Raw genomic sequence first — 15,644 nt, 5'->3', positions numbered from 1 at the left:
CTTATCCCGCGACCTGATTACATTGTCATGAAGGCCTCATGACATCCAAGCGTTTCGCTTCGCTATGAAGGGTCCCGCTATAATGCCACTTCCGACTTGAGTACAGGCAACCGAATGGCTTTTACGAGCGCACTTTTTCATCCCCTGCGCATCCTGGCGCGTCGCCTGCTGGGCAGCTGGCTCGACTTTCGCCTCATCGAGCCCGAGCCTTCGCGACTGGGAATCGATCCGGCCCAGCCGGTCTTCTACGTTCTGCCCCATGCCTCGCTCTCCGATACGCTGGCGCTGGAACTGCTGTGCCGACGCCAGGGCCTGCCTGCCGCCGACGGGCGCGTGGTGGCCGGGGGCACTACTCTGCCGGCCTGCTTCGCCCTGCCCCGCCTGAAGCGTGGGCTGGGCGGGTTGAAGGGCTCGCGCTCCCGTCACCTCGAGACCCTGGTGGAGATCCTGCAGCAGCATCCCGACTGCGAGGTGCAACTCGTCCCTGTCAGCGTGTTCTGGGGCCGTGCCCCAGGCAAGGATTTCGGTTTCTGGAAGCTGCTCGCCGCCGACAGCTGGCAATGGTCGGGGCGCCTGAGACGTCTGCTCTCGATCGTTATCAACGGCAAGAGCGTTGAAGCCCACCTGGGCGAGCCGGTACGCCTGCGCATGCTGCTCGACGAGCGCCCTGCCGCCCTGATCCAACGCAAGGCGGCCCGTGTATTGCGTGTTCACTTCCGCCGGGTGCGTACCCGTGTGCTGGGCCCGGATATCTCTCACCGGCGTACCTTGATTCGCGGCGTGGTGGGCAGTCCCGAGGTGCGCCGGATCATCAACGAGACGGCAAGCGCGCGCGGCACCCAGCCCCTGCGCGAGACACGCCACGCCTGGCGCTATGGGCGCGAGATCGCTTCCGACATGTCCTATCCGGTGCTGCGTTTCATGTATCAGTTGCTGCGCCGCATGTGGAACAGGCTCTATGACGGCGTCGACGTGCATGGGCTCGACGACGTCAAGGCGCTCGCGGGCGACAGGGAACTCATCTATGTTCCCTGCCACCGTAGCCACATCGACTACCTGCTGCTCTCCTACGTGCTCTATCGCGAAGGCCTCATGCCGCCGCACATCGCCGCCGGCCGCAACCTCGACATGCCGGTCGTCGGTGCCCTGCTGCGCCGGGGCGGTGCCTTTTTCATGCGCCGCAGCTTTCGCGACAACCGCCTCTACTCCGCGGTGTTCAACGAATATGTTCACCGGCTGATCTCGCGCGGTCATCCTGTCGAATACTTCATCGAGGGCGGACGCTCGCGTACCGGCCGTATGCTGATGCCGCGTCCCGGCATGCTCGCCATGACGCTGCGCTCCTTCGTGCGCGACCCGCAGCGTGACGTCGCATTCGTGCCGGTCTACATCGGCTATGAAAAGGTGCTGGAGAGCGCCAGCTATCTCAAGGAACTGCGCGGCGCCAGCAAGCGCAAGGAGTCGCCGCTGGACCTGCTGCGCGTCGTGGGTCAACTGCGTCAGCCTTTCGGCCGGGTCAGCGTCAATATCGGCACGCCGCTGTCATTGACGGCTTTTCTCGATACCCAGGCCGCACAGTGGCGGGAATCGCGCGGCAGCACACGCCCCGCCTGGCTCACCCAGGCGGTGCCCGCACTTGGTGCAGAGCTCGCCCGACGCATCAATGCCGCCGCGACGCTCAATCCGGTGTCACTGGTGTCGCTGACCCTGCTGGCCACGCCCCACCGGGCCATCGAGGCCAACCTGCTCGACCAGCACATGGCACTGCTGGTCAGACTTCAACAACGCCTGCCCGGTGGCGAGCGCGTGACGCTCCCCAGCGGGACGCCGCAGGAGTGGATCGCCCATGTGGCGCATCTGGGTTTCATCGAACGCCGTGGGCAGGCCCTTGGCGAACTGATACTGGCCTCACCGGAACAGGCCACTCTGCTCACCTGGTATCGCAATAACGTTCTGCATCTGTTCGCTTTCACCGGCCTGGTCGCCTTCGCCTTTCGCAACAACGCACGTTTCACGCTTGCAGAACTCGTGGCCCTGCTCGAGCTGACCTGGCCAGTGCTCGCCCGGGAGTTCTATCTGCCCGAACCGGACGACCTGACGGCACGGGCCAGGGCCTGTCTGGAAGCACTCCAGCAGGAAGGGTTGCTCATTTGCGAGGGGGAACGCTGGAGCCGCCCCGCCCGGCACCTGGGAGCCCGCGAGCAGCTGCGCCTGCTGGGGCAACCGGTACAGCCGACCCTGGAACGGGGTTATCTGCTGCTGGCGACGCTGCTGCGCCATGCCAGTGGCGGGCTGTCCCGCGAAGCGCTGGAAGAGCACAGCCGTCAGCTCGCCGAACGCCTGACGCTACTCTCCGGCCTCAACGCCCCCGAGTTCTTCGACAAGCGCCTGTTCAGCGGGCTGCTCGACACGCTCGAGGCCGACGGCTGGTTATGGCAGGAAAACGACCGGCTATGCTACGGCGAGGCGCTGGAGAATGCCCAGCATCGGCTGCGTGCGCTGTTCGATCCGGCGCTACGTCAGCGCCTGGGGAAGCTGGCCAGGCCATGAGACCCCCGCGCCCGGCGCAACGTGAACCGATGCCTATTTCAGGGCGCGGTGAACGTAGAGGTCATAGCGGCTGGTCTTGCCTTCGATGACATGGCCAGGCGCGGGGCCCTCGATGGGGGGCGCCTTGCGCGGCCGCTTGACCACCACGCGGTGCGTCGCCACGTCGAGAGCCGCCTCGAGCAGGCTCGGGGCGTCCATGTCGTCTCCCGCCAGCTCGCGAAACAGCCGCATCTCCTTCTTGACCAGCGATGACTTGTCGCGATGGGGAAACATCGGATCGAGGTGCACCACTTGCGGCGTCACCTCGCTGTCGCGCACGGCGCGCTCCAGCTCGGTCGCCGCATCGGCATGCCTCAGGAAAAGACGTGCGGCGATCTCGGCGATTTCCGGTTCGGCCTCGGCCCTCGCCAGGGCGTCCTCGAGCAGAGCGTGAATCGGCGCGACCCGTTCAAGCATCAGCACTCTCGCCCCGAGACTGGCCAGGACGAAGGCGTCGCGCCCCAGCCCAGCCGTGGCATCGATGACATCGGGGGTGACACCCTTACCCAGGCCACAGGCCTTGGCAACCAATTGCCCACGCCCTCCGCCGAAGCGTCGACGATGCCCGGCCTTGCCACCGACGAAGTCCGCCAGGATCGGCTTGCCGTAATGCGCCTCGTCACCGGCGATCGCCAGGCCCCGAGGCGTCGCCACCAACACCAGCGCCGCTTCGTGCGGTGCAGCCACCCAAGGCAGCCCCATTCGCTCGGCCAGATCACGTAGCGCCTCGCCCGTCACCGCGACCGGAACGATGCCGTCGACCGGCGGCGTCATACCACCCATATCAGCAGCACGATGCCCAGCAGCAGACGATAGATCACGAAGGGCAGCATGCCGATGCGATCCAGGGCGACGAGAAACAGCTTGATGCAGACCAGGGCCGCAACAAAGGACAGCGCGGTTCCCAGCAGGATGTCTTCCCACTGCGCACTGGTGCCGGCCTGGACCAGCTCGAGAGTCTTTAGCGAACCGGCGGCCAGAATCAAGGGAATCGACAGCAAAAAGGAAAAGCGTGCCGCGGCCTGGCGGGTAAAGCCGAGCAGCAGCGCCGCCGTCATGGTAATTCCCGAGCGCGACGTGCCGGGGATCAGCGCCAGCGCCTGAGCCAGGCCGATCAACAGCGCGGCACGCAGATCCAGCGCCGGCAACTCGCGCTCACGCCGACCGCGCGCATCCGCCCACCACAGCACCACGCCGAAGACGAGTGTGCTCATGGCGATCACCAGCGCCGAGCGCGTCGTCAGTTCAATCCAGTCTTCGAAGATCAGCCCTGCCAGGGCGGCCGGAATCGTCCCGAGGATGACCGCCCAGCCCAGCCGGCTTTCCGGGCTCTGCCCGCCCCCGGTGAACTGTCGGCACCAGCCGTGGACGATCTCGATGACCTGATGACGAAAGGCGATCAGCACCGCCGCCAGCGAGCCGACATGCACGGCCACATCGAAGGCCAGTCCCTGGTCGGGCCAGCCGAGAACCTGGGAGGGCAGAATGAGGTGGGCGGAAGAGGAAATCGGCAGAAATTCTGTCAGCCCCTGAATCAGAGCCAGGACTACGACATGCAACCCGTCCATGGGGAATCCTTAGTCACGTGATAGAAACCTATTGTTTCAAACAAGCGTCGCCTAATGAAGAATGGACTTTGTCACCCTTTGCGCCAGGCGACTTCATTGCGCAGGTAGACGGGGATCGCCTCGTGGGCGGCGGACGTCCTGCCCGCCGCCAGACGCTGGGCGGCCAGGCGAACCATTTCCTCGGCGGCGGGCTGCTGCTCGGGCAGGCACTGACCGAGGGCGTTATGTATCGTCACGGGCATGTCATCCCACAAGGCCCAGCCCGAGCCGACACCCACCCAGTCGATATCGGCCGACGACAACGGCAAGACAAGACGCTCAGGAGGCATGACGGCTTCCTCGAGCAGTGTTTCGAGCTGTTGCTCATGGCATCGATAGGCGGCGACATAGATCTCCCCCATGCGCGCATCCAGCGCCGCCACGACATGCCGAGCGTGCTGCTGGCGATGAACCGCCAAGGCCAGGGCCTCGAGAGTCGAAACGCCGATCAGTGGACGATCCAGGCCGAAGGCCAGCCCCTGGGCAACGCCGGCAGCGATGCGCAACCCGGTGAAGGAGCCGGGTCCCTGACCATAGGCCAGGGCATCCAGCGCGGCATAGGTGACGCCTGCCTCGCTCAGCACATCATCGATCATCGGCATCAGCCGGCGGGTATGTTCGCGGGGTGTGAGGGCAAAACGCGAGATCACCTCGCCATCCTGCCAGAGTGCGCAGGAGCAGGCGCTTGAGGAGGCATCCAGAGCCAGCAGAGTGGACATGGGAGTTCCGGGCCGAAAGAGTGAAGCGGCATTATACGAAGGTGACATGGCAATCAAAAGCCGGGACCGCCCGACGATCCCGGCTTCGCCATGATGGAGATGGAATCAGCTCTCCAGAGCGGCGATGACCTGCGCGCGGATATCCTCGACGCTGCCCACGCCCTTGATGCAGTGGTAGGCGGGTGCCGATTGAGGCTCCTGCTCGGCCCACTGGCGATAGTACTGGATCAACGGTGCCGTCTGGTCGTGGTAGATCGACAGACGGTTGCGCACGGTTGCCTCGCGATCGTCGTCGCGCTGGATCAAGGCTTCGCCGGTCACGTCGTCCTTGCCGTCCTGGCGAGGCGGATTGTAGTCGACATGATAGACACGCCCTGAATCGGGATGCACCCGGCGTCCGGCAAGACGCTTGACGATTTCCTCGTCGTCGACCGCAATTTCCAGCACATGATCGATCTTGACGTTGGCTTCCTTCATGGCATCGGCCTGGCGAATGGTGCGCGGGAAACCGTCGAACAGAAAGCCGTTCTCGCAGTCGGGCTGACTGATGCGTTCCTTGACCAGGGCGATGATGATGTCGTCGGACACCAGGCCGCCACTGTTCATGATCTCCTTGACCTTGAGCCCCAGTTCGCTGCCTTCCTTGACCGCGGCACGCAGCATGTCGCCGGTGGAAATCTGCGGAATGCCGAACCGCTCGCTGATGAACTGGGCCTGGGTGCCCTTGCCTGCGCCCGGGGCGCCCAACAGGATCAAACGCATCTGCACTGCTCCTTGGATAATCGTCTCAAGACTTATTAGGAAACGCGTGTGTCATGCCCGAACGCGAGGCCGGGCATGACAAAATAGGCGGATGGTACAGACGATACCCGGCGCGCCTTGACCGCACAAGCGAGAAAGGTGTCATCCAGGCTGGAAAGGCTACTGACAATACCTTCTCGAACAAGACGTTAAGCGCAGAATACCACTTTGGTCGTCCTTAACCGTCATGCGGTGGCATCTCATCCGTCTGATGCCGACGCAGCGTCACGGCGCTCTGACGCTTGCGCCGCAGACGGATATTGAGCATTTCCACCGTCAGCGAGAATGCCATGGCAAAATAGATGTACCCCTTGGGCACGTGAATGCCGAATCCCTCCACCATGAGCGTCATGCCCACCAGGATCAGAAACGACAAGGCGAGGATCTTGATCGTGGGGTGAGCGTCGACGAAGTCACCGATCGGCTTGGCGGCGATCATCATGATGCCGACCGAAATGACGATGGCGGCGACCATGACCTCCACCTGATCGACCATGCCCACGGCGGTAATCACCGAATCCAGCGAGAAGACGATGTCGATCAGCGCGATCTGTACCAGCACGCTCCAGAAGTTGGCCGAACCGCCTCGCGCCGCATCCGTCTCCTCGACATCATCGCCCTCGAGATTGGCGTGAATCTCATGAGTACTCTTGCCCAGCAGGAACAGCCCGCCGATGATCAGAATCAGATCGCGCCCGGAAAATTCCCGGCCCAGCACGCCGAACCAGGGCTCGGTCAGCGACATCAGCCACGACAGCGACAGCAGCAGCAGGATACGCGTTCCCATCGCCAATCCCAGCCCCAGCAGTCGCCCTGCCTGACGTCTCGCCACCGGTAGACGAGCGACCAGTATCGAGATGAAGATGATGTTGTCGATGCCCAGCACGATCTCCAGGGCCGTCAGCGTCGCCAGCGCAATCCAGGCCTGCGGATCCATCAGCCATTCCATCTTTGCTTCTCCTTGCCTCGTGAACGCCGCCATCGGCCGCCGCAGACGTGTCTCGACGGGCTCATCATAAAAAAGCGGCCCGACAGGGCCGCGCGAACAGATCATACTGCGTTTTTCTCAAGGCAGGTTAGCGCCCGGTGTGCCGCTATCAGAAAGTGCTCCAGTCCTCCTCGGCCTGAGACTTGCCACTGCCGCCACGAGCAGGCAGCGACTTGCTCGCGGAAGCGCTCAGGGCAGCCCGTGCAGAGGGTGTCCGGGACGCACCGGGGAGCCCGTTCACCTCCCTCAGATGCTCGGCCGACGCTTGGCTGGCGCCCAGGCGGAAGGCAGCGATCGTTCCGGCCAGACGTTGCGCCTGGGAGCGCAGCTCGTCGGCGGCGGCGCTGGATTCCTCGACCATGGCGGCGTTCTGCTGCGTCATCTGGTCCAGCTCCGCCACGGCACTGTTGACCTGTCCGATACCGACGCTCTGTTCCTTGGTCGCCGCGCTGATCTCGCTGATCACGTCAGTGACACGCATGACGCTGTCGACGATCTCCCGCATGGTATGCCCGGCGCTCTCGACCAACTGCGTTCCCGAGCGGGTACGTTCTACCGAGGTGTCGATCAGGGTCCGGATCTCCTTGGAGGCCTGGGCCGAACGGCTGGCCAGGTTGCGTACCTCACCGGCCACCACGGCAAAGCCGCGGCCGTGCTCCCCGGCTCTCGCCGCCTCGACCGAGGCATTCAAGGCCAGGATGTTGGTCTGGAAGGCGATGCCGTCCATCAGTTCGATGATTTCACCGATCTGTTTCGATGAAGCGTTGATGTCCGCCATGGTGTGCGCCACCTGGCCCATCACCTCGCCGCCCCGCTTGGCGACATCGGCTGCCGTCTGGGCCAGCTGACTGGCCTGGACCGCCGACTCCGCCGAATTGCCCACCGTACCGGTCAGTTGCTCCATGGAGGCCGAGGTCTGCTGCAGGTTGGAGGCCGCCTGTTCGGTGCGTCCAGCCAGATCCTGGCTGGCCTGGGCGATCTCTCCGGCGGCATGCCCGACCGAGTCGGTGCTGCCACGCACCTCCAGCAGCGTGGTCTGGATACGCGCCACGAAGGCGTTGAACTGCTCGGCCAGTTCGCCGATCTCGTCGTTGCGCACCACCGGCAGGCGTTTGGTCAGGTCCGCTTCACCCGAGGCGATGTCTTCCATGGCCGCGCTAGTCCGGCGGATAGGGCCTATGATGCGACGAGTGACGATGACGGCAATGACACCGACGATGAGGAACGCTGCCAGGCTGATCAACCCATTGACCAGCACGCTCTTGGCGACCTCCGCCTCCACCTCCTTGCGCAGTACCGCGACCTGTTCTTCGATATCGGTGATGTACACACCGGTACCCAATGCCCAGTTCCACTTGTCCAGGCCCGCCAGATAAGAGAGCTTGGGCTCGTCCTGACCGCTCGAAGGGTTGGCCCACGGGTAATCGTGGAAGCCCCCTCCCGCCTTGGCCTGCTTGACGAAGCCCTGAATGATGTAGTCCCCGTTGGGTGCCTGCTTCTCCCATAGACTCTTGCCCTCCGTCTCCGGACTGGTCGGCAGGACGACGTTGGTACCCTGATAGTCATAGACGAAGAAATAGCCATTCTCGCCGTAGCGCATGCTGCGCAGGATCTCCGCCGCCTGACGCTTGGCCTGCGTGTCGTTGGCACCGGCATTGTCATAGATGGGTGCGATGGCGGTCATCGCCGTCTGGACGAGATGCTTAAGCGACTCCTGACGATCCGCAAGCAGTGTTTCGCGCTGCGCTTGCACGTTCGCCTCGCCGCGCGCCTGAAGGCGTGTGGTGCTCTCGAAGACGAGCAGAGCCGTGACGATGGCCAGCGGCAGCAGTATCGCCATCAGGATTCGGCCCTGCAGGGACAGCTGGTGCAGGAACTTGGGGATAAGCGCTTTTCGCATGGTGGTGAATCCTAGAATTTTTCCATGTGGGAGAAGGACCATGAACCGTTCCGCTCGCTGTCCCCCCTCTGTACCCGGGGTTGCTCTCAAGGCAGAGACGTGAGTGATGGCTGGCAAATCGGGGAGAAGCCGCCTGGAACAACGGCAGTTCTGTCGGGAGCGGCACCTATTAGCGGCTGCTTAATCCGGTATATCGGGGCCTTCAGGAAAAGCTTTAATATAAGAAAATTATTTAAATTGGAATCCTAATAGTCTTCCGGCCTGGACTGGCGCTACGGAAACGTTGCCATGAAAAACGTTGCCATAAAAAAGCGGCTCCCCAAGGGAGCCGCTTCATTACCGGCAAACCGCACTACCGGCGAACGACTTACAACAGCAACCGGCGAATATCGGTCAGCACCTGTGCCAGGAAGGCCGTGAAACGTGCCGCGTCGGCGCCGTTGACGGCACGGTGGTCGTAGGACAGCGACAGCGGCATCATCAGCCGCGGCGCGAATTCCTTACCGTCCCACACCGGCTTCATCTGTGCCTTGGAGACGCCGAGAATCGCCACTTCGGGGGCATTGACGATCGGCGTGAATGCCGTGCCGCCGATGGACCCCAGACTGGAAATGGAGAAACAGCCACCCTGCATCTCCTCGCGCTTGAGCTTCTTGGCCTGGGCCCGCTTGGCCAAGTCCACGGACTCGCGCGCCAGCTCGAACAGCGATTTCTTGTCGGCGTCGCGAATCACCGGCACCATCAGCCCGTCTGGCGTGTCCACGGCAATGCCGATGTGCACGTACTTCTTCCAGATCAGCTTGTCGCCATCCGGATGCAGGCTGACGTTGAACTGGGGGTACTTGCGCAGCGCGAAGGCACACGCCTTGATCAGAAACGGCAGCGGCGTCAGCTTGGCACCCTCGGCTTCCGCTTCGGCCTTCATCGCCTTGCGGAAGGCTTCCAGCTCGGTGATGTCGGCCTCGTCGAACTGCGTGACGTGAGGTACATTCAACCAGCTGCGGTGCAGGTTGGCGGCACCCGCCTTGAGCAGGCGCCCCATCGGCTGCTCCTCGACCTCGCCGAACTGACTGAAGTCGACCGCCGGGATCGGCGGGATACCCGCTCCACCCGTCGCCGCCGTAGCGGCAGGTGCTGCCGATTGCTGCTTCATTACCTGCTTGACGTAGGCATGCACATCCTCCTTGAGGACACGCGCCTTCGGGCCGCTGGGCTTGACCTGGGCCAGATCGACACCCAGCTCGCGCGCCAGCATGCGCACTGCCGGGCCGGCGTGCACCAGCTTGCCGTCGCGTGGCTTGTGCGCGGCCATCTGCGCTTCGGGGCTCGGTGTCGCCGTTGCCTCGACGTTCTGAACCTGGCTGGCCTTGTCTGCCGGCTTGCGTGTCTGGCCCTGGTCCGCCGACTCGGCTTTCTCCTCCGGCTTGGGCGACTTGGCCTTCCGGGGCTTGGCGGCCCCGACCACCTCGATGTAGCCGATCAGGTCGCCCTCGGAGACGCTGTTACCCTCCTTGACCGCGAGCTCGACGAGCTTGCCCTTGAACGGACTGGGCACGTCCATCGACGCCTTGTCGGACTCCAGCGTGATCAGCGGGTCTTCCTCGTTGATCTCGTCGCCCTCGGCGACCGCCACCTCGATGATCGGCACGTTGTCGCTGCCGCCGAGATCGGGGACGCGGACCTCCTTGCGCTGGGATTCGCCTTCGCTCTCCTCGACGTCACCGCTGTCGGCCTCGTCGGGCGCCGCCGTCTCGGTGTAGTCGGCCTGCTCGTCTGACGCCGCTTCGGCGTTCTCGTCCCCGGCGCCTTCTTCCCCGGCGATCTCCATGCTGCCGATCACGTCGCCCGTGGAGACGGTGTCGCCCTCCTTGACCGACAGCGAGACGATCCTGCCCTTGTGAGGGCTCGGCACATCCATCGACGCCTTGTCGGACTCCAGCGTGATCAGCGGATCCTCGACATCCACTTCGTCGCCTTCACTGACGGCGAGTTCGATGATCGGCACATCCTCGCTGCCGGAGAGATCGGGAACCTTGATCTCGACGGTACGCTTGCCGCCATCCGATGACTTCCTGGGTGCGGACTTCTCCGCCGCCGGCTTCTCCTCGGCGGGTGCCTGCGGCTTCTCGGCCTTTTCCGGGGCCGGCTCGGCGTCCTGGGACTCGCCGTCGCCCTCGCCCTCCGCTTCCAGCTCGAGGATGTCGTCGCCCTCGGAGACGGTATCGCCTTCCTTGACCAGCACTTTCAGTACCTTGCCACCCTTGGGCGCCGGCACATCCATACTGGCCTTGTCGGATTCGAGCGTGATCATGGTGTCTTCCGCAGAGATGACATCACCCTCGGACACCGCAATCTCGATGATTTCGACATCGGTGCTGCCACCGATATCGGGAACCTTAATGATTTCGCTACTCAAGGTCGCGCTCCTTTGCTAGCAATCTGAGGCCTAGCAATCTGGCCTAGCCATTCATGCCACGGGGCGGACGTCGTCCGCCCAGCGCGGTGGATCAACACGTCAGCGGGTTGGGCTTGTTCGGATCGATGCCGTACTTCTCCAGCGCCTGCTTGACCAGCTTGCGGTCGATCTCGCCGCGATCGGCCAACGCCTTGAGCGCGGCAACGACGACAAAGTAGCGATCGACTTCAAAGAAGTAGCGCAATTTCTCACGCGTGTCCGAACGACCGTAACCGTCGGTTCCCAGTACATGGTAGTCGGTAGGGACCCAGGCGCGGACCTGATCCGAAAACAGCTTCATGTAATCGGTCGAGGCGATTGCCGGCCCCTCGCGGCCTTCCAGGCATTGGGTGATCCAGGGCTTGGCAGGCTCGGCATCGGGATTGAGGAAGCTGGCATGATCGATACCCAGCGCTTCACGACGCAGCTCGTTGAAGCTGGTCACGCTCCAGATATCGGCACCGATGTCGTATTCCGCCTTGAGCATCTCCGCAGCCGCTTCGACCTCACGCAGGATGGTGCCCGAGCCCAGCAGCTGGACGCGCGCCTTGCCGCCCTCGGTCTCGCGCAGCAGATACATGCCCTTGATGATGCCTTCCTCGCAGTCCGGCGCCATTTCCGGATGCGGGTAGTTCTCGTTCATCAGGGTCAGGTAATAGAAGCAGTTCTCCTTTTCCTGATACATCCGCTTGAGGCCGTCCTGCACGATCACCGCCACCTCATGGGCGTAGGTGGGGTCGTAGCTGCGGCAGTTGGGGATGGTCGACGCCAGGATATGGCTGTGGCCATCCTGGTGCTGCAGGCCTTCGCCGTTGAGCGTGGTGCGCCCCGCCGTGCCGCCGAGCATGAAGCCGCGCGCCTGCATGTCGCCGGCCGCCCAGGCCAGATCGCCGACGCGCTGGAAGCCGAACATCGAATAGTAGATGAAGAACGGCACCAACGGCATATGGTGGTTGGAGTAGGATGTCGCCGCGGCGATCCACGCCGACATGGCGCCCGCCTCGGTGATGCCCTCCTCGAGAATCTGACCGGCCTGATCCTCGCGGTAGTACATGATCTGGCCGGCATCCATGGGCTCGTACTTCTGTCCCTCGGAGGTGTAGATGCCGAGCTGGCGGAACATGCCTTCCATGCCGAAGGTCCGCGCCTCGTCGGGCACGATCGGCACCACATGCTTGCCGAACGACTTGTTCTTGACCAGGCCGTTGAGTATGCGCACGAAGGCCATGGTGGTCGAAACTTCGCGCTCGCCCGACCCCTTGGTCTGGCTGGCGAACATCTTGTCGTCGAGACCCGGGATCTCGAGCGGCTCGAAGTCGCTCTTGCGCGCCGGCAGGTAGCCGCCGAGACGCTCGCGCATGAGATGCATGTACTTCATCTCCGGGCTGTCATCGGCCGGCTTGTAGTACGGCATGCCGTGTTCAAGCTGCTCGTCGGTGACCGGAATGCCGAAGCGGTCGCGGAACTTCTTGATCGCCTCGGGTTCCATCGACTTGATCTGGTGCGCTTCCATGTCGGCTTCGCCGGAACCGCCACCCATGCCGTAGCCCTTGACGGTGTGCGCCAGGATCACGGTGGGCTTGCCGTTGGTGTTGTGGAACGCCTCGTGGTAGGCGGCATAGACCTTGTACGGATCGTGGCCGCCGCGGTTCAACCGCCAGATGTCTTCATCGGAGAGATCCTTGACCATTTCCGCGGTCTCGGGGTACTTGCCGAAGAAGTGCTCGCGCGTGTAGGCGCCACCCTGGGCCTTGTAGTTCTGATACTCGCCGTCGACCGCTTCGTCCATGCGCTTCTGCAGGATGCCCTTGGTATCCTGCTCGAACAGCGGATCCCAGAAGCGTCCCCAGACCACCTTGATGACGTTCCAGCCGGCGCCGCGGAAGACGCCTTCGAGTTCGTCCATGATGCGACCGTTGCCACGCACCGGCCCATCGAGACGCTGCAGGTTGCAGTTGACGACGAAGATCAGATTCTCGAGCTTCTCGCGACTGGCCAGGTGGATGGCACCCAGGGATTCCGGCTCGTCACACTCGCCGTCGCCCAGGAAGGCCCAGACCTTGCGATCATGCATCGGCTGCAGGCCGCGCGCGTCGAGATACTTCATGACGTGCGCCTGGTAGATCGCCGTGATCGGGCCAAGCCCCATCGACACCGTCGGGAACTGCCAGTAATCGGGCATCAGCCAGGGGTGGGGATAGGATGGCAGACCATCGCCATCGACCTCCTGGCGGAACTTGTCCATCTGTTCCTCGGACAGCCGCCCCTCAAGGAAGGAACGTGCGTAGATGCCCGGCGACACGTGGCCCTGGATATAGATCAGATCGCCCTTGAAGTCGCCCTCGGCACCGCGGAAGAAGTGGTTGAAACCCACGTCGTACAGCGTCGCGCTCGACATGAAGCTGGCCAGATGACCGCCCAGCCCCTTGTGCTTCTTGTTGGTCCGGATGACCTGTGCGGCCATGTTCCAGCGGATCAGTGAACGAATGCGCCGTTCCATGAACAGATCGCCCGGCATGCGCGCTTCGCGATGGACCGGAATGCTGTTGCGGTGCGGGGTCGTGACCGAGAAAGGCACCTGCATGCCATCACGGCGCAGACGGTCGGCCAGACGGCTCAGCAGGTACTGGGCACGCTGCTCGCCCTCGCGATCCAGGACCGATTCCAGGGAGTCAAGCCATTCCGTGGTTTCGATCGGATCGAGATCTTCTCTTGCCTCCAGACTCATAGATGTCTCTCCGAATGAAGGAAATATTGGATCATCATGCCCCATGGTGGGACGGGGCGTGGCGCTCTTCAGTGCGGGCGCGACCTTCTATGGGCCGTGTCTCCGGGAAAATGCTGTAAATTCTTTACACAAGGATGTGCGAGACGCACGAATCTAGCGCACGAAGATACCGCAAACGCTGTCTGCTGCCAATTCGGACCCTGCACGTCCATGTCTTGTCCCGCCTAGCGCGAGAGGCCGTGACGTATCCAATGCAAGCCAGGACAGCGAGTAGCGAACGTCTTACAGCGTGTAGAAAAATTACAAGCGAAGCGGCACAAGACTCGCCAGCGCCTGACGAAAGTAGGCCCAGTCGAAGGCCGGACCGGGATCGGTCTTGCGCAACGGCGCGATTCGCGCGTGGCTGGTGATACGCGCCGGGGAAAGTGCCGGGTAGGCTGCGCACAAGGCCCGCGTGACATGGGTCAGCGCCCGGTACTGCCTTTGCGTGTAGGGATGGATCTCGTCCCCCTCCAGTTCGATGCCCACGGAAAAATCGTTGAGCTCGCAGCGCTCTCGCGAGCCGTCGAACCAGCGCGAGCGCCCCGCATGCCAGGCACGCCGATCGAAGGGCACGAACTGGACGCACTCCCCGTCACGCCGGATCAGCAGGTGGGCCGAGACCCGCATTCCGGCAATGCCGGCGAAATAGGGGTGGGCATCGGGATCCAGGCAATTGGTGAACAACCGCTCGATGTCGTCACCGCCGAAGACACCGGGTGGCAGGCTGATGGAATGCAGTACCAAGGCCGACACTTCGTCCTCGGGCCGCGCATTGTGATTGGGAGACGGCACCTGTCGCGCCGTTTCGAACCAATGGTTGTGAATCCTCATGTCACGCCCCTTTGCCACTGCATCGCCGGCCGGCTTTCCCTATAATGCTCGCACCATCATCGATTTCTGAGAAGCCGCGCCAGCCATGAACCTGCTTGACGCCCTTGCGGAAGACATCCGCACCAGTGCCGCCCGCCTGCTGGCCGAAGACGTCGGCCCCGGCGACATCACCGCTCAGCTGATTCCTGCCCGGCAGTGGGCGCAGGCCCGGGTCATCACCCGTGAGCCCGCCGTGCTGTGTGGCGTCGCCTGGGTCGACGAGATCTATCGCCGCCTCGATGCCGGCGTCACGCTGCGCTGGAAGGCGGCCGATGGCGACGCGCTCGGCGCCGATCAGACGTTCCTGGAGCTCGAAGGTCCCGCCCGCAGCCTGCTCACCGGCGAACGCGCCGCACTCAATCTGCTGCAGTGCCTCTCGGGCACGGCCACCCGGGCACGCCACTACGCCAGTCTGGTGGAAGGCACCGGCGTACGCCTGCTCGACACACGCAAGACCCTGCCGGGGCTGCGCATGGCACAGAAGTACGCAGTCACCTGCGGTGGCGGTCACAATCACCGCATCGGGCTGTTCGACGCCTTTCTGATCAAGGAAAACCATATCGCCGCCTGCGGCGGCATCGAGGCGGCCGTGCAGGCGGCACGCAAGCTCGCCAGCGATCTGACGGTGGAGGTCGAGGTGGAGAGCCTCGCTGAACTTGCCCAGGCCCTCGAGGCTCGGGCAGACGTGATCATGCTCGACAACTTTACGCTGGACGACATGCGCGAGGCAGTCAGGCGCAATGCCGGCCAGGCGACGCTGGAGGCCTCCGGCAACGTCAGCGAGGCGACCCTGCGCGCTATCGCCGAGACCGGTGTGGACTGTATCTCCATCGGCGCATTGACCAAGGACGTCACGGCCATCGACCTGTCGATGCGCGTTACTCAGGTCGAAACCCGCTAAGCGCTATCTGGCACCAGGCCCTGTCTGACCGCCAGGCTCTGCAT

Annotated in this window: 11 protein-coding genes; 2 read left to right on the top strand and 9 right to left on the bottom strand. The window is 63.5% G+C overall.

Features of this window, described 5'->3' with window-relative positions; genetic code table 11:
• The first annotated feature begins 114 nt into the window (after positions 1-114).
• The gene (plsB, locus tag ACYQ12_RS04335) at positions 115-2,550 is read left to right on the top strand and encodes a glycerol-3-phosphate 1-O-acyltransferase PlsB (protein ID WP_459868242.1); all 2,436 of its coding nucleotides are present in this window, start codon (positions 115-117) and stop codon (positions 2,548-2,550) included.
• Between the two features lie 33 nt (positions 2,551-2,583).
• Here plsB and ACYQ12_RS04330 read toward each other — a convergent pair whose 3' ends face one another.
• From ACYQ12_RS04330 to ampD, 9 genes are all read right to left on the bottom strand, one after another.
• On the bottom strand, positions 2,584-3,291 hold the full coding sequence (locus ACYQ12_RS04330; RefSeq protein ID WP_459874462.1) for a class I SAM-dependent methyltransferase: 708 nt from the start codon (positions 3,289-3,291) through the stop codon (positions 2,584-2,586).
• A gap of 68 nt (positions 3,292-3,359) precedes the next feature.
• Positions 3,360-4,157, bottom strand: coding sequence for an undecaprenyl-diphosphate phosphatase (locus tag ACYQ12_RS04325; protein WP_459868239.1), 798 nt, complete (start codon positions 4,155-4,157; stop codon positions 3,360-3,362).
• Positions 4,158-4,228: 71 nt separating this feature from the next.
• Complete coding sequence (gene tsaB, locus ACYQ12_RS04320) at positions 4,229-4,915, bottom strand: tRNA (adenosine(37)-N6)-threonylcarbamoyltransferase complex dimerization subunit type 1 TsaB (protein ID WP_459868236.1); 687 nt, start codon at positions 4,913-4,915, stop codon at positions 4,229-4,231.
• 105 nt (positions 4,916-5,020) lie between these two features.
• Positions 5,021-5,677: an adenylate kinase gene (gene adk, locus ACYQ12_RS04315; RefSeq protein ID WP_459868233.1), complete on the bottom strand. Its 657-nt coding sequence runs from the start codon at positions 5,675-5,677 to the stop codon at positions 5,021-5,023.
• Positions 5,678-5,894: 217 nt separating this feature from the next.
• Positions 5,895-6,665, bottom strand: coding sequence for a TerC family protein (locus ACYQ12_RS04310; protein ID WP_459868230.1), 771 nt, complete (start codon positions 6,663-6,665; stop codon positions 5,895-5,897).
• Between the two features lie 148 nt (positions 6,666-6,813).
• A complete protein-coding gene (locus ACYQ12_RS04305) occupies positions 6,814-8,604 on the bottom strand; it encodes a methyl-accepting chemotaxis protein (protein ID WP_459868228.1) in 1,791 nt (596 codons plus the stop codon).
• 367 nt (positions 8,605-8,971) lie between these two features.
• Positions 8,972-11,020: a pyruvate dehydrogenase complex dihydrolipoyllysine-residue acetyltransferase gene (gene aceF / locus ACYQ12_RS04300; RefSeq protein ID WP_459868225.1), complete on the bottom strand. Its 2,049-nt coding sequence runs from the start codon at positions 11,018-11,020 to the stop codon at positions 8,972-8,974.
• A gap of 91 nt (positions 11,021-11,111) precedes the next feature.
• A complete protein-coding gene (gene aceE, locus ACYQ12_RS04295; protein ID WP_459868222.1) occupies positions 11,112-13,787 on the bottom strand; it encodes a pyruvate dehydrogenase (acetyl-transferring), homodimeric type in 2,676 nt (891 codons plus the stop codon).
• 300 nt (positions 13,788-14,087) lie between these two features.
• On the bottom strand, positions 14,088-14,660 hold the full coding sequence (gene ampD / locus ACYQ12_RS04290; protein WP_459868219.1) for a 1,6-anhydro-N-acetylmuramyl-L-alanine amidase AmpD: 573 nt from the start codon (positions 14,658-14,660) through the stop codon (positions 14,088-14,090).
• An 85-nt stretch (positions 14,661-14,745) separates the two neighbouring features.
• Here ampD and nadC point away from each other — a divergent pair, with 85 nt between their 5' ends.
• Positions 14,746-15,600 (top strand): carboxylating nicotinate-nucleotide diphosphorylase, encoded by an 855-nt coding sequence (nadC, locus tag ACYQ12_RS04285; protein ID WP_459868216.1) that lies wholly within the window; start codon positions 14,746-14,748, stop codon positions 15,598-15,600.
• Positions 15,601-15,644: the final 44 nt, after the last annotated feature.

This window comes from Halomonas shantousis (genome assembly GCF_054654615.1).
Note: the sequence above shows the minus strand (reverse complement) of the source record. Positions and strands in the feature narration are given on the sequence as shown.

What these genes read in the sequence shown, in the direction of transcription:
- ACYQ12_RS04305 (WP_459868228.1), bottom strand. Translation starts at nt 8,604, where the DNA reads ATGCGAAAAGCGCTTATCCCCAAGTTCCTGCACCAGCTGTCCCTGCAG.
- adk (WP_459868233.1), bottom strand. Translation starts at nt 5,677, where the DNA reads ATGCGTTTGATCCTGTTGGGCGCCCCGGGCGCAGGCAAGGGCACCCAG.
- tsaB (WP_459868236.1), bottom strand. Translation starts at nt 4,915, where the DNA reads ATGTCCACTCTGCTGGCTCTGGATGCCTCCTCAAGCGCCTGCTCCTGC.
- aceE (WP_459868222.1), bottom strand. Translation starts at nt 13,787, where the DNA reads ATGAGTCTGGAGGCAAGAGAAGATCTCGATCCGATCGAAACCACGGAA.
- ACYQ12_RS04325 (WP_459868239.1), bottom strand. Translation starts at nt 4,157, where the DNA reads ATGGACGGGTTGCATGTCGTAGTCCTGGCTCTGATTCAGGGGCTGACA.
- plsB (WP_459868242.1), top strand. Translation starts at nt 115, where the DNA reads ATGGCTTTTACGAGCGCACTTTTTCATCCCCTGCGCATCCTGGCGCGT.
- ACYQ12_RS04310 (WP_459868230.1), bottom strand. Translation starts at nt 6,665, where the DNA reads ATGGAATGGCTGATGGATCCGCAGGCCTGGATTGCGCTGGCGACGCTG.
- nadC (WP_459868216.1), top strand. Translation starts at nt 14,746, where the DNA reads ATGAACCTGCTTGACGCCCTTGCGGAAGACATCCGCACCAGTGCCGCC.
- ACYQ12_RS04330 (WP_459874462.1), bottom strand. Translation starts at nt 3,291, where the DNA reads ATGGGGCTGCCTTGGGTGGCTGCACCGCACGAAGCGGCGCTGGTGTTG.
- ampD (WP_459868219.1), bottom strand. Translation starts at nt 14,660, where the DNA reads ATGAGGATTCACAACCATTGGTTCGAAACGGCGCGACAGGTGCCGTCT.